The following is a 20101-nucleotide window of genomic DNA, read 5'->3' on the forward strand; positions in this document are numbered from 1 at the left end:
GTTTCAACTGTTGAGCAGGCTACGCGCCAGACCGGCCGACCATTGTTCGGTCATAGCAGCGCCCACCTCAGCGAACGCAGGATGATAGGCGCTGTACTCCGCCATTTCGCCCATCGCTTCCTGTACACCCTGCGCGACCATTTGCAGTAACTGGTTGCAACGGGCTTCACTCAGATTGCAGGCCGTACGACCAAACTTCATAAGCATTTTATGCTTGGGCCACGCCTTCGAACCGCCCAGCAGTAGTGCCATGCTATCGCTCTTGATGTAGACCGATGTGGTGATGATGTCGTACGCCGGAGCAAGCCTGACCAACGAGCGCTCTGCACAATCTTCATACAGCACACCAAAATTTTTCAGGTGAGCATCGCCATTTTTCAATGCCGCTGATAACGCGACAATTTTGAAGAAAGCTTCCAGCGCATTCTGGAGCAGCGAGGGTGAAACAAACGCGTTGATCTGCCGTGCTACCCCTTCGTAAGAGCCGTCGTATTTGGCCTTCGACGGCCAGCCGTTGAGGACGCAAAAGTCTTCGAAACCGAGGTATCCGCTGTCGCTCAAATCAAAACGCTCGATGACGAGAAATTTGCCGTGCTCGCTGAGCTCGAAATGCGGCACGTCAAGGCCACAAAGCTGCGCAGCGCGCATGCAGAAATATTCGTTGGTCGCCAGCTCGGGATACTCTTCGGCACGAAACGCTTTGACCAGATGAGTCGAGCCTCGGTGAGTCAATCGGTCTATCGCAGCGGCACTGTCACGCACCAACACCTTGGGCTGGACGCCTGAAACCCCGGAATACTGCCCGTAAGTCTGCAAAAGATCCTCGAACAAACCTTGCGCACCATCATGAACCAGCAATTCAGCCAGCGAGGTCTCAGGAGGGCGATCAGTTGTCGATGCGCTCGCGATCGAAAGGCGCCCGAGTTGATGTGGGCCGATGATGCTCAGCAAAGCAAAGTCATCGAAGCCGCGCACGGCTTTGCTGAAACGCCGAACCAACTCATCGCGCAACGCACCTTCGGGAAGATTCATCTCGAATATCGGATGAATGCCGCGTTCACAGCCATAACTTTCCAGGCGAGCCGGCATCGTCAGCGAAACGGCATTTTCATCAGTCGCATCGTTCCGGTAGCTGAACACGCTATCGACATCTGCGTGCCCGCGCCCTAACGTTCCAACCTCACAGCCGCCGACACTGACCCGCAAGCGGTCCAAAGCCTCAATCATGGAAGTTCACCTTTCGCAGCTCATCAAGCGTCGGGCGGCGGGTGGCGCGGGGGACTGCGGCCAATTCATAACCGAATCCGTTAAGAATCGCTTCGACTTTGCGCAGGCCGATTTCCGGGATTGTGTTGTTTTCAATCCCCGAAATCGTTGCGCGGCTCATGCCGTATTGCTGCGCCAAAGCTTGTTGAGACAATTTTTGAGCTTTACGCAAGCTTCTGATCAACTCACCAATCTTTTCCATCAGCGCTCCAAATGCATTGTTTACGATGCAAACACACATAAAATGTAAAAATGCATCATAAGCGATGCGCATTGATGAGCTTAGCGTAGATGGTTAGCCATCGCTAATGCCTTAGCGCCGCGTCCCAAACCCTAACTCAAACAACGTCCCGGCTGCATCACTTCTCACCCGCACCTCCCCTCCATGCAACTGCATGATCGACTGCACTATCGCCAGCCCCAACCCACCCGAATCCCCCGGTTCCGCACGCGAAGGGTCGACGCGATAAAAGCGGTCGAACAGCTTGCCCAGATGCTCAGGCGGGATGATCGGGCCGTGGTTGTGCACTTGCAGCCAGCACATACCCGGTGCATCGCGGCGTTGCAGGCTGATCAGGGTGCCGGGGTCGGCGTGGCGGACGGCGTTGGCCAACAGGTTGCCGAGGGCGCGTTGCAGCAGCTGCTGGTCGGCGAGCAGTTCACCGTGCATGTGGTTTTGCAGTTGGAGGCCGCGATCATCCGCCAAGGGTTCGAAGTAGTCGCAGAGTTCGTCGCCGACGTTTTGCAGACTCAGGGTCTGCAGATTGAGCGCGCGTTCGGCCTGTTCGGCGCGGGCAAGGAACATCAGATTCTCGGCCATGCGCTTGAGCCGTTCGAATTCTTCCATGTTCGAGGCCAGCACTTCCTGATATTCCGCCGTACTGCGTGGATGGTTCAGGGCCTGGCCGTTGCTCGCCAGCAAGGTGTGCAGCGGGGTGCGGATTTCGTGGGCGAGGTCGGCGGAGAATTGCGACAGACGCTGCACGCTGTCGTCCAGCCGCGCCAGCATGGCGTTGAGCGCGTGCACGGGTTCGCGCAGTTCTGTCGGCGTGCCTTCGACGGGCAGGCGTCGATCGAGGCTGCGCAAATCGATGCTGCGTACCGCTTCGCTCAACTGACGCAACGGTTGCAGCCCCCGGCGCAGCAAGAGCAATCCCAAGGCGAAGGCGAGCAGTGCGCCGAGGCCGACAGACAGATACAGACGCAGGCGATAACTGCCGAGCATCTGCTCGCGCTCGCTCAGGACTTTGCCGGCAATCACCGTCAGCCGTTCGCCGTTGGGGCCTTGGGCCTGGCCGGACAACAACGCCAGTTCGGCACCGTCGCTGGCCTGCCAGGTGAGCACGTCGCGGCGCTGCGGCATTTGTTCTCGCGGCAGCGCGTTCAACGCTGGCAACTCGCGCTGACGCGGGTTGATTGCGATGACACTGGAGCCGTCAGCCCGGCGCACCAGCAGCAGGCTGTCGCGATTGCCGAGCATGTTCTGATACAGCCGTGGCCGCGCCTGCAAGGCGTCGAGGCTGTCGCTGTCGGCGAGCAAGGCGCGCACTTGTTCGAGGCGACCGAGCAGGGCCATGTCGTCACGAAAGGCCAACTCCGAGGCCAGGGAGCGGTAGAGGAACACGCCAATTGCGCTCAGCACCAAGGCGCAGACCATGGCGAAGGCCAGCGCCAGGCGCCAGGCGATCGACTTACTCCGCATCGTCCGGCGCTTCCAGCTGATAGCCGACGCCGCGCACGGTGTGGATAAGTTTGGGCATGTACGGATCGTCGACCTTGGCGCGCAGACGACGCACGGCGACTTCAACCATGTTGGTATCGCTGTCGAAATTCAGGTTCCACACCTGCGAGGCAATCAGCGTGCGCGAGAGCACTTCGCCCTGGCGGCTGGCGAGCAGCTGCAACAGGGCGAACTCCTTGTTGGTCAGGGCAATGCGCTGGCCGCCGCGACTGACCCGGCGGCGCAGCACGTCGATTTCCAGGTCGGCGATGTTGTACGACTCGGCTTCACGCATCGGCCCGCGCCGCAGCAACGTGCGCACCCGCGCGAGCAATTCGGCGAAGGCGAAGGGTTTGAGCAAATAGTCGTCGGCGCCGAGTTCGAGGCCGCGCACGCGGTCTTCGATGGCGTCTTTGGCGGTGAGAAACAGCACCGGCGTGGCGCCGCGCTGGCGGATCAACTGCAGCAATTGCCAGCCGTTGAGACCGGGCAGCATGACGTCGAGGATGATCAGGTCGTATTCCTGCTGTTCGATAAAATAACGGCCATCGAGGCCGTTGAGCGCCACGTCCACGGCAAACCCGGACTCGCCCAGGCCCTTGGCGAGGAAATTGGCGGTTTTGGCTTCATCTTCTACAACCAGCAAACGCATGGCACACCTCGATTGATCAGGCACACAGGCTAGGCGTGTTCGGCGCCGTTGCCCATTACAAACTTGTAATCAGACTGACGAGGTTCTGACGAAGTGCGCCAGCTAAGGTGCAGGCCTTCCCATCCGGAGCCTGCACATGACCGTCAAATACCTTGTCGCCAGCCTGATGATCGGCCTCAGCGGCGCCGCCGTTGCCACGCCTGAACTGCCGCGCCACGCCGATCTCGACTCGAAAACCGCACGCTGGCTGGCCGACAAGGCGATGAGCAGTTGCACCGGCACGGTGTCGGTACTCGACCGTGGCGGCAACCTTCTGGTGACCCTGCGTGGCGATGGCGTCGGCCCGCACAACACCGTCGCCAGCCAGCGCAAGGCCTACACCGCGCTGTCGACCAAGACGCCGACGCGACTGTTCGCCGAACGCGCCCGCAGCAACCCGGAAACCGCCAACCTCAACACACTCGACGAATTGCTGTTGCTGGGCGGCGGCATTCCGCTGTTCGCCGGCAGCGAACTGGTCGGCGCCATCGGCGTGGCCGGTTCCGGCGGCGGCGAGCAAGACGAAAACTGCGCCCTCGCCGCGGCCGACAAAGCCGGCCTGACCATCACCCGTTCCCACTAAGGAGATTCACCATGACCACCCTGCGCATGACCCTCGCCGCCCTTGGCCTGAGCGCTGTTTCAAGCCTGGCGCTGGCCGCCGGCAATCCGCTGAGCGTCCACGTGCTTAACCTGGAAAACGGCCTGCCATCGCCGGGCATCAACGTCACCCTGGAAAAACACGTCGGCGAGAACTGGCAACCGCTCGCGCAAGGCACCACCAACGAGCAAGGGCGGATCGCCGAACTGTTCCCGGCCAAACAGCCTTTCGAAGCGGGCGAATACCGCGTGGTGTTCAAGACCGGCGAGTACTACCAGAAGATCAGGCACGAGACGTTCTTCCCGGAAATTCCGGTGATCTTTCAGGTGAAGCAAACCGATCAGCACTACCACATCCCGCTGCTGCTCAGCCCGTATGGTTTCTCGACTTATCGCGGTTCCTGAGCCCCGCACAAATCCCCCCTGTAGGAGTGAGCCTGCTCGCGATAGCAATCTGTCAGTTGATTCATCTTTGACTGATACACCGCGATCGCGAGCAGGCTCACTCCTACAAGGGTCGGTGTGAAACCTTAAAGTGTGGCCAGGACACGCAGCCGCGCCGCGTCGAGGATTTCGATTTCGCCGTACGCCAGACCAATAATCCCCTGTCCCTGCAAATCCTTGAGGATCTGATTAGTGGTCTGCCGGGACAGCGCGAGCATCGCCGCCAATTGCTCCTGCGGCAGTTGTAGCACACGACGTGGCGCCTCGAGTTCGCCGTAGCCTTCGGCAATCATCAGCAAGCGATGGGCCAGACGCGCCGGGGCTGGCAACAGGCTCAGCTGTTCAAGGTTGATAAAGGCCAGGCGCAACTTATGGCTCATCAGCAGCGCCAGATGCCGCCAATACAGCGGCTGTTCATCGAGCAGCTTGAGCAACGCTGCCTGCGGAATATTCAGCAAGGTGCACGACCCGACGGCATAGGCGTCATGGGTGCGTGGCTGGCCGTCGAACAGGCAGATTTCACCAAACCAGTGCGGCGCCTCCACCAGGCTCAGCAACGCCTCTTTACCCTGCTCGCTGACCGCGCCGATGCGCACGGCGCCGTCGAGCACCGCGTACAGACCGCACGGCGCATCGCCACGCTGGAACAGACGCTGCCCCGCCGTCAGCCGCCGCTCGCGGGCCAGCGCCAGCAGGCTATCCTGAAAGGACACCGGCAGATGACTGAACCACTGGCCGCTCAGCAGCCGTGCACGAATTTCCATAACCACTCCTGGAGTGTCGCCTGCCCGACAGAGCGAACGCGGATCCCGAGGGATGATGCGGTCAATCCTACTGGAGGAACAACAATGAAAAGCCTCGTCGATCACCTCAGTCAATACGCCGCCTACCATCGCGACCCGCGCAACATTGCCAGCCACTTTATCGGCATTCCGCTGATTGTGGTGGCGGTGGCTGTTTTGTTGTCGCGACCGCAGTGGTCGCTGGGCCCGTTGTGGCTGTCCCCCGCCGTTGTGGTGGCGCTGGCCTCGGCGTGGTTTTACCTGCGCCTGGAGCTGAAGCTCGGCGTGTTGATGACGGTGCTGATGGGCCTGTCGGTCTGGGCCGGGCATGCCCTGGCGCAGCAGAGCACGATGGTCTGGCTGAGCAGCGGGTTGGCGATGTTTGTGGTGGGCTGGGTGATCCAGTTTGTCGGGCACCACTACGAAGGGCGCAAGCCGGCGTTTGTCGATGACATCAGCGGGTTGATTGTCGGGCCGCTGTTTGTCGTGGCGGAACTGGCGTTTTTGCTCGGGATGCGGCAGGAGTTGAAGCAGGCGATCGAAGCGCGGGCAGGAGCGGTGCGTGTCAATCCGAATCGAAAAGCGGCGGCTTAGGCCGCTTGAAAGATCGCAGCCTGCGGCAGCTCCTACATCCGCTCGTTCCCACGCTCTGCGTGGGAACGCCGCCATGGACGCTCCGCGTCCACTGTGACGCGGAGCGTCACGGGATGCATTCCCACGCAGAGCGTGGGAACGATCAATCTCAGAGGTTGGCGACTTTCTGCCAGACCTTCGGTTTGAAGAACAAGGTCTCACCCTTGGCCAGGCCGATCAGGCTGTCATGATCCTTGACCACTTCGGCTTCGATCAGATCGGTCTGCCCTTCCACCTTCAGCGTCACCCGCGTCGTCGCGCCCAATGGGCGAATATCGCGCACCTCAGCGGCATGGTGATCTTCGAGTTCATGTCTGGACAGCGACACTTCGTGGGGGCGGAACAGCACGTGGTTGTCGTCGCTGAGCAGCAGGCGGTTCGAGTCGCCAAGGAAGTGGTAAACGAAATCGCTGGCCGGGTTTTCGTAGACGTCGCCCGGTGAGCCGATCTGTTCGATCACGCCCTTGTTCATCACCACGATGCGGTCGGCGACTTCCATCGCTTCTTCCTGGTCGTGGGTCACGAACACCGACGTCAGGTTGATATCCTCGTGCAGCCGCGCCAGCCAGCGGCGCAGCTCCTTGCGCACCTTGGCGTCGAGGGCACCGAACGGTTCGTCGAGCAGCAGCACTTTCGGCTCCACCGCCAAGGCACGGGCCAGAGCGATGCGCTGACGCTGGCCACCCGACAACTGCTCCGGGTAGCGATCCGACAACCAGTCCAGTTGCACCATATTCAGCAGTTCATGAACCTTGTCGGCGATCTGGCTTTCGTTCGGGCGCTGGTTCTTCGGTTTCATGCGCAGGCCGAACGCGACGTTGTCGAACACCGTCATGTGCCGGAACAAGGCGTAATGCTGGAACACGAAACCGACGTTGCGATCACGCACGTCGTGGCCGGAGACATCCTCGCCATGGAACACGATGTTGCCCTGATCCGGAGTTTCCAGACCGGCGATAATCCGCAGCAACGTAGTCTTGCCGCAGCCCGACGGGCCGAGCAGCGCCACCAGTTCACCGCTCTGGATGTCCAGGCTGATGTTGTCCAGCGCCTTGAACGCATTGAAATTCTTGCTGACGTTACGCACTTCGATCGACATGAATTATTCCTCCGCGGCGCTGGCGCGCAGGCGGTTGATACGGTTTTCGCTCCACTGCTTGAGCAGCAGGATGAAGAGCGCCAGGATCAGCAACAGGCTCGCCACGGCGAACGCGGCCACGTGGTTGTATTCGTTGTAGAGGATCTCGACGTGCAGCGGCAAGGTGTTCGTCACCCCGCGAATGTGCCCGGACACCACCGACACCGCACCGAATTCACCCATGGCCCGCGCGGTACACAGCACCACGCCATAGATCAGGCCCCACTTGATGTTGGGCACAGTGACGTGCCAGAACATCTGCCAGCCATTGGCGCCCAGCAGCCGTGCGGCTTCTTCTTCCTGCGTGCCTTGTTCCTGCATCAGCGGAATCAGTTCACGAGCCACGAACGGCACGGTGACGAAAATCGTCGCCAGCACGATGCCCGGCAGGGCGAAGACAATCTGAATGTCATGATCCTGCAGCCACGGCCCGAACAGGCCCTGGGCGCCGAACATCAGCACGTAGACCAGACCGGCGATCACCGGCGATACCGAGAACGGCAGATCGATCAGCGTGACCAGCATGCTCTTGCCGCGGAATGAGTACTTGCTCACGCACCACGCTGCGCTGACGCCGAACACCAGATTCAGCGGCACCGAAATCAGCACGGCGAACACGGTGAGTTTCAATGCCGACAGTGCATCCGGTTCAAAGATTGCGGTGAAGAATGCACCGAGACCATTCTTCAAACCTTGCGATACGACGATGAATAATGGCAGCAGCAAAAACAGGAAAAAGATCAGCCAGCCAAGACCGATCAGGATTCTGCGCGAAGTGGCGCTGCCGCGCCGCGCAGCATTGGCCGAGGAAGCGGCCGCAATAGACGATTGGGACATGTTCGCGCCTCCTTATGGGGTTTCGATGCGCCGCTGCAGCAAGTTGATCAGCAGCAACAGGACAAAGGAAACCACCAGCATCAACACGCCGATGGCCGTGGCGCCGGTGTAATCGTACTGGTCGAGCTTGACCATGATCAGCAGCGGCAGGATTTCGGTTTTCATCGGCATGTTGCCGGCGATGAAAATCACCGAACCGTACTCACCGACGCCACGGGCAAATGCCAGGGCAAAACCGGTCAGCCAGGCGGGCAGCAGCGCGGGTACGAGGATGTGGCGGAATACTTGCCACGGCTTCGCACCGAGGCAGGCGGCAGCTTCTTCGACTTCGCGAGGAATGTCGGCCAGCACCGGCTGCACCGTGCGCACCACGAAGGGCAGCGTAACGAAGGTCAGCGCCAGGGTGATGCCCAACGGCGTGTAGGCGATCTTGAAGCCGAGGTCAGCGGCAAATTGCCCGACCAGTCCGGCCGGCGCGTATAGCGCGGTCAGGGCGATGCCGGCCACGGCCGTGGGTAGCGCGAACGGCAGGTCGATCATCGCGTCGATCACCTTGCGCCCGGGGAAGGTGTAGCGCACCAGCACCCAGGCCAGCAGCGTGCCAATGATGCCGTTGATGATCGCTGCGCACAGCGCGGTGCCGAAGCTCAGCTTCAACGCCGCCAACACCCGCGGTGCGGAGATGATCGTCCAGAACTGATCCCAGGTCAGCTGGGCGGCGTGGACGAACATCGCCGCCAGCGGGATAAGCACAATCAGGCTGAGGTACACCAAGGTGTAACCCAGCGTCAGCCCGAAGCCGGGTATGACGGGGGAGATACGACGCGACATATAAGTCCTTGGTTAAAAAGCATTCCGCTGAACGCACCAATGTGGGAGCGGGCTTGCTCGCGAAGAGGGAGTATCAGTCAACTTTACGTCGTCTGACACTCCGCTTTCGCGAGCAAGCTCGCTCCCACATTTTCCGCGCCTGGCTTCAGGCTTGATGTGAGGCTGAAGTCAGCTTACTGCGCCTGATAAATCTGGTCGAACACGCCACCGTCATTGAAGAATTTAGGCTGCGCGCTTTTCCAGCCGCCGAAGTCCTTGTCGATGGTCACCAGCTCCAGTTTCGGGAACTGCTGGGCGTATTTGGCCGCGACGTCCTTGTCCCGTGGACGATAGAAGTTCTTCGCGGCAATTTCCTGGCCGGCCGGGCTGTACAAGTGCTTGAGGTAGGCCTCGGCGATCTGCGCGTTGCCCTTCTTCTCGGCGTTCTTGTCGACCACGGCCACCGGCGGTTCGGCGAGGATCGACAGCGAAGGCACGACGATATCGAATTTGTCCGCGCCGCCGTCTTCTTTCAGCGCCAGGAACGCTTCGTTTTCCCAGGCCAGCAACACGTCACCCTGACCGTTATTGACGAAGGTGATGGTCGAACCACGGGCGCCGGTGTCGAGGATCGGCACGTGCTTGAACAGGGTTTGCACGTATTGCTTGGCCTTGGCTTCGTCACCGCCGTTGGCTTTCAGGCCGTAGGCCCACGCGGCAAGAAAGTTCCAGCGGGCACCGCCGGAGGTTTTCGGGTTAGGGGTGATGACCGAGACGTCATTCTTGATCAGATCGCCCCAGTCCTTGATGCCTTTCGGGTTGCCCTTACGCACCAGGAACACGATGGTCGAGGTGTACGGTGTGCTCGCTTGCGGCAAACGTGTCTGCCAGTCGGCAGGCAGTGACTTGCCGAGTTTCGCCACTTCGTCAATGTCGCCGGCCAGCGCCAGGGTCACCACGTCGGCACGCAGACCGTCGATGACGGCTCGCGCCTGTTTACCCGAGCCACCGTGCGATTGCTGGATTTTCACCGTGTCGCCAGCGTGATCCTTCTGCCAGAACTTGATGAATTCAGCGTTGTAGTCCTGATACAGCTCGCGCGTCGGGTCATACGACACGTTGAGCAGCTCGTAATCCTTGGCAACGGCGGAACCGGCAAACACGGCACTGGCCAGCGCGGCCAAAGCGTAACGGCGAATCGACGACATGGTGAAAGCTCCTGGAATTCTTGGTGGTGGCTTTTTCTTATGTATTGCTGGAATCGGGTCCCGTTGAAAGATCGCCGCCTTCGCCAGCTCCTGCACACAGCCCCCTGTAGGAGCTGCCGAAGGCTTTTGATCTCAGCCCGGTTGTTTGCCCGGTTGCTGCAAACGGAATTTCTCTTTGCGTTCAATCTGCACGACCTGGGCGTTGTGCACAGTGATCTCCACCGCGCCGAACCGCAGGTCGCGCAGGGCGCTCTGGATTTCACGCAAGATGGTATTTTCGTCCTGACCGTCAACGCTGCGAAGGGATGCGCTCATGGTGCTGCTCCTTTGAAGGGGATTTGCCTGGCAGTGGCGGCACTGCGTTCGGCGTGGGAGCAATATAAGAGAGCCACAGATATTCTTAAAAAGACTATTTAAGAATGTTTATATAACCGGAAAAACAATATGAGAGACGGCAAGGGGTTTGCGCTGATTTGAAATCGTTAAGAGAACTTGTGGCGAGGGGATTTATCCCCGTTGGGTCGCGAAGCGACCCCAAAAAAATGGGACTGCTACGCAGTCCAACGGGGATAAATCCCCTCGCCACAGGATCGGTGATAGCCATATAGGTCTATTCAGCCAATCAATGGCGTTTTCGCCCAATCAAGCCGATCCGCAGACACCGGCCGCCCAAACCAGTAGCCCTGCCCCAGATCGCATTCCTGCGCCAGCAGAAACGCCGCCTGTTCAACCTGCTCGATCCCCTCGGCATGCACCTGCATCCCCATGCTCCGGGCCAGTGCGATAATCACCCGGACAATCGCCGCATCGTCTTCGTCCCACGGCAGTCCGGCGACGAACCCCTGATCGATTTTCAGCTTCTGTACCGGCAGACGCTTGAGCCGCAGCAGCGACGAATAACCCGTGCCGAAATCATCGATGGCCAGGCGCACGCCCAGCTCTCGCAAGCGATGCATCTGCTCAAGCGCCACTTCCGGATCATCCATTACTGCACTTTCAGTGACTTCCAGTTCCAGGCAGGCCGGATCCAGCCCGGTGTCGTGCAGCACCTGCGCCACTTGCTGGTACAGCTCACGCCGGGCAAACAAGCGCGATGACACGTTCACGGCGACGAACGACAGCACTACGCCACTCTGCTGCCATTAGCACATCTGCCGGCAGGCCTGCTGCATCACCCAGGCGTCGATGTCGGCGATCAACCCGGTGCGCTCGGCAATCGGGATGAATTCCGCTGGCGACACCAGCCCCCGCTGCGGATGCTGCCAGCGCACCAGTGCCTCGACGCCGATCAGGCGGCTGGTTTGCAAGTCATGCACCGGTTGGTAGTACACCCGCAGCTCCTGCTGCTCCAGTGCGCGCCGCAATTCGAAGGCGATTTCGACCCGCTGCTGGGCGTGGGCGGTGAGTTCCTCGGTGTACAGCGCATAACCGTTGCGCCCGCTGGTTTTCGCCTTGGACAGCGCCGCATCGGCATTGCGCAGCAACTGCTCGGCGTTCAGCGCGTCACTGGGAAACAGACTGATGCCGATACTGGCATTGATGAACAATTGATTGCCGTCGATGCAGAACGGCTCTTTGAGCGCATCGAGCATGCGCTGGGCCAACGCCGCAGCCTGTCCCGGCTGTGGACAACGTTCGAGCAGCAGCGCGAATTCATCGCCGCCAAGCCGCGCCAGGGTGATGCCCGCCCCGAACAGGCCCTGCAAGCGCGCCGCCACCGCCTTGAGCAGGCGATCGCCGACGTTATGCCCCAGGCTGTCGTTGATCAGCTTGAAATGATCCAGATCGAGCATCAGCAGCGCACAACCGTGCCTGTGTGTCTGGGCCGACGCCAGCGCTTGTTCGGCGCGGTCGCTGAACAGCAGGCGGTTGGGCAGGTCCGTCAGCGGATCGTGGTGGGCGAGGTGCTTGAGTTCCTGCTCGGAATTCTTGATGGCGGTAATATCGGAAAACACCGCCACGTAATGGCTGAGCCGGCCCTGGTCATCGTGAATGACGCGGATGGTTTGCCATTGCGGATAGATCTCGCCGCTTTTACGACGGTTCCAGATTTCGCCGCTCCACTCGCCGGACGCGTTCAGCGTGGCGAACATCGCCTGATAGAAACCCGGCGGGTGATGGCCGGACTTGAACAGGCTGGGCTGCTGGCCGATCACTTCGTCGCGCTGATAGCCGGTGATCGCCATGAAGGCGCGATTGACGTGGACAATCAATCCCTGACGATCGGTGACCAGCACCCCTTCGCGGGTGCAATCGAACACGGCGGCGGCCTGCCGCAGGCGCTCGCGGTCAGCGTGGCGCTCGCGCAAGCGCGCGCCGATGCCGATAAATGCGCACAGGCGTGCCCGCGCCACGAAAATCAGCCCGGCGCTGATCGCGGCCAGCACATAACCGTTGATCAGTTGCCATCGGACAACATCGACGGGGTCATGGAAGAAATTGTTTAATAAATGATCAGTGCCTTGCAGCCAGACCACGGCAAGTACCAGATAGAGCAGCGCTGCACGCAAGGCATCGCGATAAGTGGCAGGCATTCGACTGTCCATGTCCCTACAAAAAGGTTGGAATTATAGGTCAAGAAACATCCAGCGACGCTTCTCTTGAAGGGCGACTGGTTTTATCTGTGTGCTTAGTGATAATGCAACGGCTGTTTTTATCTTTATCGAGGGCCCTATAGCCTATGTGGTACGAAGGTTTTCTTGGCTTGTCGGCCTGGTCTCTGGTCGCAGTCACCCTGCTGATGACCCATGTGACGATTGTCGCCGTCACGGTCTATCTGCACCGCTATTCGGCGCACCGTTCGCTTGAGCTGAACGCTGGCCTGAAACATTTCTTCCGCTTCTGGCTGTGGCTGACCACGGCGCAGAACACCCGCGAGTGGACGGCTATCCACCGTAAACACCACGCCAAATGCGAAACCGAAGACGATCCGCACAGCCCGGTCGTCAAAGGCCTTTCCACGGTACTGCGCACCGGTGCCGAGCTGTACCGCGCCGAAGCGCAGAACCCGGAAACCCTGCGCATCTACGGCAAGAACTGCCCTGAAGACTGGGTCGAGCGCAACGTTTACAGCCGCTACCCGCTGCTCGGCGTGGCGATCATGGGCGTGATCGACTTGCTGCTGTTCGGCACCATCGGCATCACCATCTGGGCGATCCAGATGATGTGGATCCCGGTGTGGGCCGCCGGCGTGATCAACGGCCTGGGCCATGCCGTCGGCTACCGCAACTTCGAATGCCGCGACGCGGCGACCAATCTGGTGCCGTGGGGCATCCTGATCGGCGGCGAAGAACTGCACAACAACCATCACACCTACCCCAACTCGGCCAAGCTGTCGGTGAAGAAATGGGAGTTCGACCTCGGTTGGGCGTGGATCAAAGTCTTCAGCTTCCTGGGTCTGGCCAAGGTGCAGCGCGTCGCCCCGATTGCCCACCGCGTCGAAGGCAAGGGCAGCCTGGACATGGACACCGCGATGGCGATCCTCAACAACCGTTTCCAGATCATGGCCCAGTACCGCAAGCTGGTCATCGGTCCGCTGGTCACGCAGGAACTGGCCAAGGTCGATCATTCGGTGCGCCACCAGTTCCACCGGGCCAAGCGCCTGCTGTCGCGGGAAACCAGCCTGCTGGAAGATCGTCATCACCTGCGCATACAGAGCATGCTCGAGCACAGTCAGGCGCTGAAAGTCATTTACGAAAAACGCCTGGCATTGCAGCAGATCTGGGTCAAGACCAGCTCCAATGGTCACGACATGCTCGCAGCCATCAAGGAATGGATTCACGAGGCGGAGGCCAGCGGTATCCAGTCCCTGCGTGAATTTGCCGATCAGCTGAAAACCTACTCGCTGCGTCCAGCGTAACCGCTGCCCCTGTGGCGAGGGGATTTATCCCCGTTCGGCTGCGCAGCAGTCGCGAAATCGGGTGACGCGTTTTTCCAAAAAACGCGTCACCCGTACCACCCGGCGGAAGCACACCACCTCGCAACCAAAAGCGCGGAACTTCGGCAAAATTCCCCTATCTCAAAAGCACTTCGCCATCCCGGCGGGCTGTCCTGTGGCCGTTGTCGATATTGCGGCACGCCCTTTGAGATCTGTGCCGATGGTCAACAATAACCAGAAAGACACCCCCCTTGCGCAGTGGCCCGAAGCCGCGCAAACCCTTGTGGCGCTCATGCACGCCCAGGGCGAAGTCGCCCGACTGAGCGAACGCGAACAACTGATCAGTTCGCTGCTGGTCAGCGTCAACGCCGTGTTATGGGCCTTCAATTGGGAAACCCGGCAAGTGCTCTACGTCAGCCCCGCCTACGAACGGGTCTTCGGCCGTTCCGCCGCACTGCTGCTGGCTGATTACAACCAGTGGCGTGACAGCATTTATCCCGATGACCTGGAATATGCCGAACAGAGCCTCGCCGAAGTCCTGCACAAAGGGGCGGTGGAAGATCGCGAGTACCGCATCATCGCGGCCGATGGTCAGGTGCGTTGGCTCAGCGACAAATGCTTCATCAACCGTCAGGACGAGCTGGGGCAACCGGTGATCATCGTCGGCATCGCCGAAGACATCACCGACAAAAAGCACATGGAGACCGAGCTGCAACGTCTGGCGACAACCGACGTGCTCACGCAAAGCAGCAACCGCCGCCACTTCTTCGAATGTGCCCACCGCGAGTTCGAACAGGCCCGCCTGCAGGGCACCCCGCTGGCATTCCTGCTGCTGGACATCGACGATTTCAAAGTGATCAACGACAGCTACGGACACCCGGAGGGCGACCATGTGCTGCAACGGATCGCCGATTGCGGGCGCGGGTCCTTGCGGCGCGGCGATCTGTTCGGGCGCATTGGCGGCGAAGAATTTGCCGCGGTATTTCCCGGCTGCGCGCCAGACATGGCGGTTCAGGTGGCCGAACGCTTGCAACAGGAAATCCAGCGTTTGCGCTTCAGCCATGAAGGACAGACGTATGGCATCACGGTCAGCCAGGGTCTGACCAGCCTCACCGAGGCCGACGCAAGCCTCGACAGCCTGTTCGCCCGGGCGGACGCGGCGATGTACGAAGCCAAGCGCCTGGGCAAGAACCGGATTGTCTCTGCCTGAAATTCAACACATCCCGTGTAGGAGTGAGCCTGCTCGCGATAGCGGAGTGTCAGTTATTAAAGTTTCGTCTGACACTCCGCTTCGCGAGCAGGCTCACTCCTACAGGGGGGTTGTGTAGACCGGTTACTTGCGCATCCGTATCAATTCCGGCAACCCGATCTTCAGCAACCGCGCAGTGCGGCTCTTCGCCAGTTCTTCGACACCTTCATGTTCAGTCAGCCGCGCCATCTGCGCGGCCATGTTCATCACCAGCGCCTCGCGGGAGTAAACCCCGCCGCCCAGCGCATAAACCGAGGCAATCAACTCACGTAGTTCCAGTGGCAGGCGCCAGCGTGTCCGCAGCGCCGATCCATACGCCGCACCGAACTGCGCCAGTGCCTCGCCGACCTCTTCCTGATCATCAAGCGCACCGCCCGCCTGCTGCCACTCCTGCAAACAACGCAGCAACGCCAGATCGCCGAGCCGATGCAGCATCCCGGCGCAATAACAGCGCTCCTGATCCAGATCGAGCAAGCGCGCCAGGGTGCGTGCGTATTCTGCGGTGTGCAGCGACAGGCCCCAGTAACGCTCGGCGTAATCGGCCAGACACGGATCGCTGAGGCGGGCACTGCGCTTGAGCGCCAACCCCAGGATCAGATTCATGCTCTGGCCGGTGCCGAGTCGATGCAGGGCTTGAGCCAGTGTCTGCACCGGCGCGCCATGGTGCTGTGCTGCACTGTTGGCGGCCGCGATCAACACGGCGGTAATCTGCGGATCGGTACGGACTTCTTGCTCCAGCAGCTTCAGATCCAGCCCCTCGGGATTGAGGCTGCGCTTGACCGCCACCTGCACGTCGGTCATCAGCGGCGCGCCATCCGCCTGCTCGCGACGCCGTTCAAGAAACACCGCCAGAGTCATACCCGGCGCCAGGACCGGCACTTCGCATACCACGGCTTCGCCGGCATTGAGCAACAAACCCTGCAAGCGCTCGGTCAGGCCTTCCATGTTCAGCGGTTTGGTCAGGTACGCCGTCGGCGCCAGCGGGATGGCTTCGCGAACACTGGCGCTGTCGTTGCGGCTGCTCATCAGGATGAACGGCAGCGGCGGATTGCGCTTGCGCTGGCGCACGCTGCGCAACACGTTCAGACCATCGACACCGGGCAGCTCCCAGTCGACGATAGCCAAGTCATACGGCACCTCACTGAGCAACGACATGGCTTGCTGGCCGTCGGCGCACAGATCCAGGCGGGCGTCGCAACGCACGTTCAGCAGCACCTGCTTGAGCAGGTCGCGAGACCACGGGTCCGCCTCGGCAATCAGCACCCTGGGTGCGGCGGGTAAATCAACGGCATTCATGCGCGCTCTCCTTGCAATGCCTGAACCTTAGCCAATGCTGGCCATTCGATACAGCGCAAACGCGTCCGATGCGTTTCAAGGGGCGTAAAAAAACCCGCCGAAGCGGGTTTTTGTAGAGCAGGTCACACCATCGGATCAGAGTTCAGCGAAGCACTCTTCGATGATCGCCAGGCCTTTGTCCAGTTGCTCGTCCGGCGAGGTCAGCGGTACGAGTACGCGCAGCACGTTGCCGTAAGTGCCGCACGACAGCAGGATCAGACCCTTGTCGCGCGCCTTGGCCACGACCGACGCAACGGCCGCCGCGTTCGGCTTGTGGCTGTCGCCGTTTTCGAACAGCTCGACCGCGATCATCGCGCCCAGCGCACGCACTTCACCGATCACCGGGTACTTGGCCTGGATCGCCTTCAGGCCGGTGACCAGACGCTCGCCGACAGCCTTGCAGCGGTCCAGCAGTTGTTCTTCTTCGAACACTTCCATGACCGCCAGCGCAGCCGCGCAAGCGATCGGGCTACCGGCGTAGGTGCCGCCCAGACCGCCCGGGGCAATGGCGTCCATGTACTCGGCCTTGCCGCAAACACCGGCCAGCGGGAAGCCGCCTGCGATGGATTTGGCGAAGGTGGTCAGGTCAGCGGCAACGCCCATCTGTTCCATGGCGAAGAACGTGCCGGTACGGCCAGCGCCGGTCTGCACTTCGTCAGCGATCAGCAGGATGCCATGCTGGTCGCACAGCGCGCGCAGACGCTTCATGAACTCTTTCGGCGCGACGTAGAAACCACCTTCGCCCTGCACCGGCTCGATGATGATCGCGGCGATGTCTTTCGGCTCGGCGTCGTTCTTGAAGATGCGCTCGATGGAAGCGATCGAATCATCGATGCTCACGCCGTGCAACTCGTTCGGGTACAGCGCGCGGAAGATGCCGCCGGGCATCAGGCCCATGCCGGCCGAGTACGGCACGACTTTACCGGTCAGGCCCAGGGTCATCATGGTGCGGCCGTGGTAGGCGCCGGTGAAGGCGATCACGCCGGCACGGCCAGTGGCGGCGCGAGCGATCTTCACGGCGTTTTCCACGGCTTCGGAACCAGTGGTCACCAGCAGGGTTTTCTTGGCGAAATCACCTGGCACCTTGGCGTTGATTTTTTCGCACAGCTCCACGTACGGCTCGTAGGCCAGTACCTGGAAGCAGGTGTGGGTCAGCTTGTTCAGCTGTTCGGTCACGGCGGCGATAATTTTCGGGTGTACGTGGCCGGTGTTCAGTACGGCGATGCCGCCGGCGAAGTCGATGAACTCACGACCTTCAACGTCGGTCACGGTGGCGTTCTTTGCCGATTCGGCGAAGATCGGGTGAATCTGGCCGACACCACGTGGAACAGCTGCGGTGCGACGGGCCATCAGTTCAGCGTTAGTCTTGCTCATTACAGTCCTCATTCGCCGCTCATCGGGCGGCGTGGTTCAAGGATGAAGCGGGAGGAATCGGCGGTGGCAGCATGCGATGATCGACTGCCACGGCGTTCCCGGCCGCAGAGAAATTTCGGTTTGAAACGACGCAAAGGGACAGCGCTCTCGTGCCCTTTGCGTTTACAGCGATCTCTTGCAGGGCTTAGATGCCCAGGCAGAGGTATTTGATTTCCAGATAATCTTCGATGCCGTATTTGGAGCCCTCGCGGCCCAGGCCCGAGGCCTTGATGCCGCCGAACGGCGCGACTTCGTTGGAGATCAGCCCGGTATTGACGCCGACCATGCCGTATTCCAACGCTTCGGCAACACGGAACACGCGGCCCAGGTCACGCGCATAGAAGTACGATGCCAGACCGAATTCGGTGTCGTTGGACATCGCGATCACTTCGGCTTCGTCTTTGAAACGGAACAGCGGCGCCAGCGGACCAAAGGTTTCTTCCTTGGCCACGGCTGCGTTTTTCGGCACGTTGGTCAGGATGGTCGGCTCGAAGAAGTTGCCTTCCATCGGCTTGCCGCCAGCCAGCACGGTCGCGCCTTTGCTCACTGCGTCGGCGATGTGTTCCTGAACCTTGGCCACGGCTTTTTCATCGATCAGCGGGCCGGTGGTGGTGCCGTCTTCCAGACCGTTGCCGATCTTCAGCTTGGCCACCGCCACTTTCAGCTTCTCGGCGAACGCGTCGTAGACCGAATCCTGAATGTACAGACGGTTGGCGCAGACGCAGGTCTGGCCGTTGTTGCGGTATTTGGAAATGATCGCGCCTTCGACGGCCTTATCCAGATCGGCATCGTCAAACACGATGAACGGCGCGTTGCCGCCCAGCTCCAGCGAGACTTTCTTGATGTCTTTGGCGCACTCGGCCATCAACTGGCGACCGATTTCGGTCGAGCCGGTGAAGGACAGTTTGCGCACGATCGGGTTGCTGGTCAGCTCGCTGCCGATGTCGCCGGCGCTGCCGGAGACCACGCTGAACACGCCTGCCGGGATGCCGGCACGCTGCGCCAGTTCGGCCAGGGCGAAAGCTGAGAAAGGGGTTTGCGAAGCCGGCTTGAGCACCATGGTGCAACCGGCGGCCAGCGCCGGGCCGGCTTTACGGGTGATCATCGCCGCCGGGAAGTTCCACGGGGTAATGGCGGCGGTCACGCCGATCGGTTGCTTGATCACGATCAGGCGTTTGTCCGGCTGATGGCCCGGGATCACGTCACCGTAGATGCGCTTGGCTTCTTCGGCGAACCACTCGATGAACGACGCGGCGTAAACGATTTCACCCTTGGCCTCGGCCAGCGGCTTGCCCTGCTCGAGGGTCATCAGGCGCGCGAGGTCGTCCTGGTTTTCGATCATCAGTTCGAACCAGCGACGCAGCTTGCCAGCACGCTCCTTGGCGGTCAGTGCACGCCAGGCCGGCAGCGCCTTGTCGGCGGCTTCAATGGCACGGCGGGTTTCAGCCGCGCCCATCTTCGGCACGGTGCCGAGGATTTCGCCAGTGGCCGGGTTGTTGACCTTGATCGTCTGACCGTTGTCCGCATCGACCCAAGCGCCATCGATGAAGGCTTGCTGGCGGAACAACAGGGTGTCTTTAAGCTGCATGTCGGCTTTCCTTAACAGCACCGCGACCGGCGCGGAGCAAATTATGATTGTAGAAAGGCGCCTCGCAAGGCTGCCGTCAGGGAAATCAGCGACCGGGTGTGGCGCCTCAACCGTGCACGATGGGTGACACCGGCGCTGCAACACCCGACCAGAGAGCGTTTGAAATCTCAAACGGATCGTAGGTTCAAAGGGGGTAAAGGACAATAGGTCGTTCGAAAAAAAGAACAAATTGCCGTTTTTCAGATCAACGCACCCAACGCCCTTGCTGCAGGAAAAACCATAGAACAGTCCCGGCAAAGGGCCAAGCGAGGGTTTTGCAGAACGTTACCGCTTTATGGAATGCCACGACTTGCGCCGACACGCGCACTGACAAAACCCGCCAAACCCGGCATGGACGCCCCGAGCCGACCTAGGTATGATGTCGCCCGCTGCACCAGTAGCTCAGCTGGATAGAGTACTGCCCTCCGAAGGCAGGGGTCGTGGGTTCGAATCCCGCCTGGTGCACCACGA

General features: G+C 60.7%; 18 protein-coding genes, 1 tRNA gene and 1 pseudogene. 6 read left to right on the forward strand and 14 right to left on the reverse strand.

The genetic code is table 11. From position 1 onward, the window contains the following. Positions 1-3: 3 nt before the first annotated feature. From HU739_RS16405 to HU739_RS16420, 4 genes are all read right to left on the reverse strand, one after another. Positions 4-1227, reverse strand: a complete 1224-nt coding sequence (locus HU739_RS16405) for a type II toxin-antitoxin system HipA family toxin (protein ID WP_186548585.1) — start codon at positions 1225-1227, stop codon at positions 4-6. Then, positions 1220-1468 carry a helix-turn-helix domain-containing protein gene (locus HU739_RS16410; RefSeq protein WP_186548587.1) on the reverse strand — a complete coding sequence of 83 codons (249 nt, stop codon included), beginning with the start codon at positions 1466-1468 and terminating at the stop codon, positions 1220-1222. The genes HU739_RS16405 and HU739_RS16410 overlap by 8 nt, the downstream gene beginning before the upstream one ends. Before the next feature lie 111 nt (positions 1469-1579). Then, positions 1580-2968: a heavy metal sensor histidine kinase gene (locus HU739_RS16415; protein WP_186548589.1), complete on the reverse strand. Its 1389-nt coding sequence runs from the start codon at positions 2966-2968 to the stop codon at positions 1580-1582. Continuing rightward, complete coding sequence (locus HU739_RS16420) at positions 2958-3638, reverse strand: heavy metal response regulator transcription factor (RefSeq protein ID WP_186548591.1); 681 nt, start codon at positions 3636-3638, stop codon at positions 2958-2960. The genes HU739_RS16415 and HU739_RS16420 overlap by 11 nt, the downstream gene beginning before the upstream one ends. A 136-nt stretch (positions 3639-3774) precedes the next feature. Between HU739_RS16420 and HU739_RS16425 the strand changes: the two genes are divergently transcribed. Both HU739_RS16425 and uraH read left to right on the forward strand, forming a co-directional pair. Further along, positions 3775-4260, forward strand: a complete 486-nt coding sequence (locus HU739_RS16425) for a GlcG/HbpS family heme-binding protein (RefSeq protein ID WP_186548593.1) — start codon at positions 3775-3777, stop codon at positions 4258-4260. 11 nt (positions 4261-4271) lie between these two features. Then, positions 4272-4682 (forward strand): hydroxyisourate hydrolase, encoded by a 411-nt coding sequence (gene uraH, locus HU739_RS16430; RefSeq protein WP_186548595.1) that lies wholly within the window; start codon positions 4272-4274, stop codon positions 4680-4682. A 125-nt stretch (positions 4683-4807) separates the two neighbouring features. Here uraH and HU739_RS16435 read toward each other — a convergent pair whose 3' ends face one another. Next, on the reverse strand, positions 4808-5485 hold the full coding sequence (locus HU739_RS16435) for a Crp/Fnr family transcriptional regulator (protein ID WP_186548597.1): 678 nt from the start codon (positions 5483-5485) through the stop codon (positions 4808-4810). Positions 5486-5569: 84 nt separating this feature from the next. On the opposite strand from HU739_RS16435, the gene HU739_RS16440 reads away from it, so the two are divergent. Next, on the forward strand, positions 5570-6097 hold the full coding sequence (locus HU739_RS16440; protein WP_186548599.1) for an Mpo1 family 2-hydroxy fatty acid dioxygenase: 528 nt from the start codon (positions 5570-5572) through the stop codon (positions 6095-6097). A gap of 148 nt (positions 6098-6245) precedes the next feature. On the opposite strand, the gene HU739_RS16445 is transcribed toward HU739_RS16440, so the two are convergent. From HU739_RS16445 to dibA, 6 genes and pseudogenes are all read right to left on the reverse strand, one after another. Then, positions 6246-7235: a sulfate/molybdate ABC transporter ATP-binding protein gene (locus HU739_RS16445; RefSeq protein ID WP_186548601.1), complete on the reverse strand. Its 990-nt coding sequence runs from the start codon at positions 7233-7235 to the stop codon at positions 6246-6248. Positions 7236-7238: 3 nt separating this feature from the next. Further along, positions 7239-8111 (reverse strand): sulfate ABC transporter permease subunit CysW, encoded by an 873-nt coding sequence (gene cysW, locus HU739_RS16450; RefSeq protein ID WP_007917679.1) that lies wholly within the window; start codon positions 8109-8111, stop codon positions 7239-7241. A 12-nt stretch (positions 8112-8123) separates the two neighbouring features. Continuing rightward, positions 8124-8942: a sulfate ABC transporter permease subunit CysT gene (cysT, locus tag HU739_RS16455; RefSeq protein WP_007917680.1), complete on the reverse strand. Its 819-nt coding sequence runs from the start codon at positions 8940-8942 to the stop codon at positions 8124-8126. 173 nt (positions 8943-9115) lie between these two features. Continuing rightward, positions 9116-10129, reverse strand: coding sequence for a sulfate ABC transporter substrate-binding protein (locus HU739_RS16460; protein ID WP_186548603.1), 1014 nt, complete (start codon positions 10127-10129; stop codon positions 9116-9118). A gap of 132 nt (positions 10130-10261) precedes the next feature. After that, positions 10262-10444, reverse strand: a complete 183-nt coding sequence (oscA, locus tag HU739_RS16465) for a sulfur starvation response protein OscA (RefSeq protein ID WP_186548605.1) — start codon at positions 10442-10444, stop codon at positions 10262-10264. A 299-nt stretch (positions 10445-10743) separates the two neighbouring features. After that, positions 10744-12663: pseudogene (gene dibA / locus HU739_RS16470) on the reverse strand (phosphodiesterase DibA). Positions 12664-12809: 146 nt separating this feature from the next. Here dibA and desA point away from each other — a divergent pair. Further along, a complete protein-coding gene (gene desA, locus HU739_RS16475; protein ID WP_186548607.1) occupies positions 12810-13988 on the forward strand; it encodes a delta-9 fatty acid desaturase DesA in 1179 nt (392 codons plus the stop codon). A 238-nt stretch (positions 13989-14226) separates the two neighbouring features. After that, entirely contained in the window at positions 14227-15216 is a 990-nt protein-coding gene (locus tag HU739_RS16480) for a GGDEF domain-containing protein (protein ID WP_186548609.1), read from the forward strand. 123 nt (positions 15217-15339) lie between these two features. Here the strand turns inward: HU739_RS16480 and HU739_RS16485 are convergent, their stop codons facing one another. The 3 genes from HU739_RS16485 to gabD form a co-directional block, all read right to left on the reverse strand. Next, the gene (locus HU739_RS16485) at positions 15340-16551 is read right to left on the reverse strand and encodes a response regulator (RefSeq protein WP_186548611.1); all 1212 of its coding nucleotides are present in this window, start codon (positions 16549-16551) and stop codon (positions 15340-15342) included. Positions 16552-16686: 135 nt separating this feature from the next. After that, a complete protein-coding gene (gabT, locus tag HU739_RS16490) occupies positions 16687-17964 on the reverse strand; it encodes a 4-aminobutyrate--2-oxoglutarate transaminase (RefSeq protein ID WP_186548613.1) in 1278 nt (425 codons plus the stop codon). A gap of 184 nt (positions 17965-18148) precedes the next feature. Next, positions 18149-19591 carry an NADP-dependent succinate-semialdehyde dehydrogenase gene (gabD, locus tag HU739_RS16495; RefSeq protein WP_186548616.1) on the reverse strand — a complete coding sequence of 481 codons (1443 nt, stop codon included), beginning with the start codon at positions 19589-19591 and terminating at the stop codon, positions 18149-18151. 430 nt (positions 19592-20021) lie between these two features. On the opposite strand from gabD, the gene HU739_RS16500 reads away from it, so the two are divergent. Beyond that, positions 20022-20098 (forward strand) — tRNA-Arg (locus HU739_RS16500). Positions 20099-20101 lie beyond the last annotated feature (3 nt).

Source organism: Pseudomonas hamedanensis, from assembly GCF_014268595.2.
Lineage (GTDB): Bacteria > Pseudomonadota > Gammaproteobacteria > Pseudomonadales > Pseudomonadaceae > Aquipseudomonas > Aquipseudomonas hamedanensis.

What these genes read in the sequence shown, in the direction of transcription:
- HU739_RS16405 (WP_186548585.1), bottom strand. Translation starts at nt 1,227, where the DNA reads ATGATTGAGGCTTTGGACCGCTTGCGGGTCAGTGTCGGCGGCTGTGAG.
- HU739_RS16410 (WP_186548587.1), bottom strand. Translation starts at nt 1,468, where the DNA reads ATGGAAAAGATTGGTGAGTTGATCAGAAGCTTGCGTAAAGCTCAAAAA.
- HU739_RS16415 (WP_186548589.1), bottom strand. Translation starts at nt 2,968, where the DNA reads ATGCGGAGTAAGTCGATCGCCTGGCGCCTGGCGCTGGCCTTCGCCATG.
- HU739_RS16420 (WP_186548591.1), bottom strand. Translation starts at nt 3,638, where the DNA reads ATGCGTTTGCTGGTTGTAGAAGATGAAGCCAAAACCGCCAATTTCCTC.
- HU739_RS16425 (WP_186548593.1), top strand. Translation starts at nt 3,775, where the DNA reads ATGACCGTCAAATACCTTGTCGCCAGCCTGATGATCGGCCTCAGCGGC.
- uraH (WP_186548595.1), top strand. Translation starts at nt 4,272, where the DNA reads ATGACCACCCTGCGCATGACCCTCGCCGCCCTTGGCCTGAGCGCTGTT.
- HU739_RS16435 (WP_186548597.1), bottom strand. Translation starts at nt 5,485, where the DNA reads ATGGAAATTCGTGCACGGCTGCTGAGCGGCCAGTGGTTCAGTCATCTG.
- HU739_RS16440 (WP_186548599.1), top strand. Translation starts at nt 5,570, where the DNA reads ATGAAAAGCCTCGTCGATCACCTCAGTCAATACGCCGCCTACCATCGC.
- HU739_RS16445 (WP_186548601.1), bottom strand. Translation starts at nt 7,235, where the DNA reads ATGTCGATCGAAGTGCGTAACGTCAGCAAGAATTTCAATGCGTTCAAG.
- cysW (WP_007917679.1), bottom strand. Translation starts at nt 8,111, where the DNA reads ATGTCCCAATCGTCTATTGCGGCCGCTTCCTCGGCCAATGCTGCGCGG.
- cysT (WP_007917680.1), bottom strand. Translation starts at nt 8,942, where the DNA reads ATGTCGCGTCGTATCTCCCCCGTCATACCCGGCTTCGGGCTGACGCTG.
- HU739_RS16460 (WP_186548603.1), bottom strand. Translation starts at nt 10,129, where the DNA reads ATGTCGTCGATTCGCCGTTACGCTTTGGCCGCGCTGGCCAGTGCCGTG.
- oscA (WP_186548605.1), bottom strand. Translation starts at nt 10,444, where the DNA reads ATGAGCGCATCCCTTCGCAGCGTTGACGGTCAGGACGAAAATACCATC.
- desA (WP_186548607.1), top strand. Translation starts at nt 12,810, where the DNA reads ATGTGGTACGAAGGTTTTCTTGGCTTGTCGGCCTGGTCTCTGGTCGCA.
- HU739_RS16480 (WP_186548609.1), top strand. Translation starts at nt 14,227, where the DNA reads ATGGTCAACAATAACCAGAAAGACACCCCCCTTGCGCAGTGGCCCGAA.
- HU739_RS16485 (WP_186548611.1), bottom strand. Translation starts at nt 16,551, where the DNA reads ATGAATGCCGTTGATTTACCCGCCGCACCCAGGGTGCTGATTGCCGAG.
- gabT (WP_186548613.1), bottom strand. Translation starts at nt 17,964, where the DNA reads ATGAGCAAGACTAACGCTGAACTGATGGCCCGTCGCACCGCAGCTGTT.
- gabD (WP_186548616.1), bottom strand. Translation starts at nt 19,591, where the DNA reads ATGCAGCTTAAAGACACCCTGTTGTTCCGCCAGCAAGCCTTCATCGAT.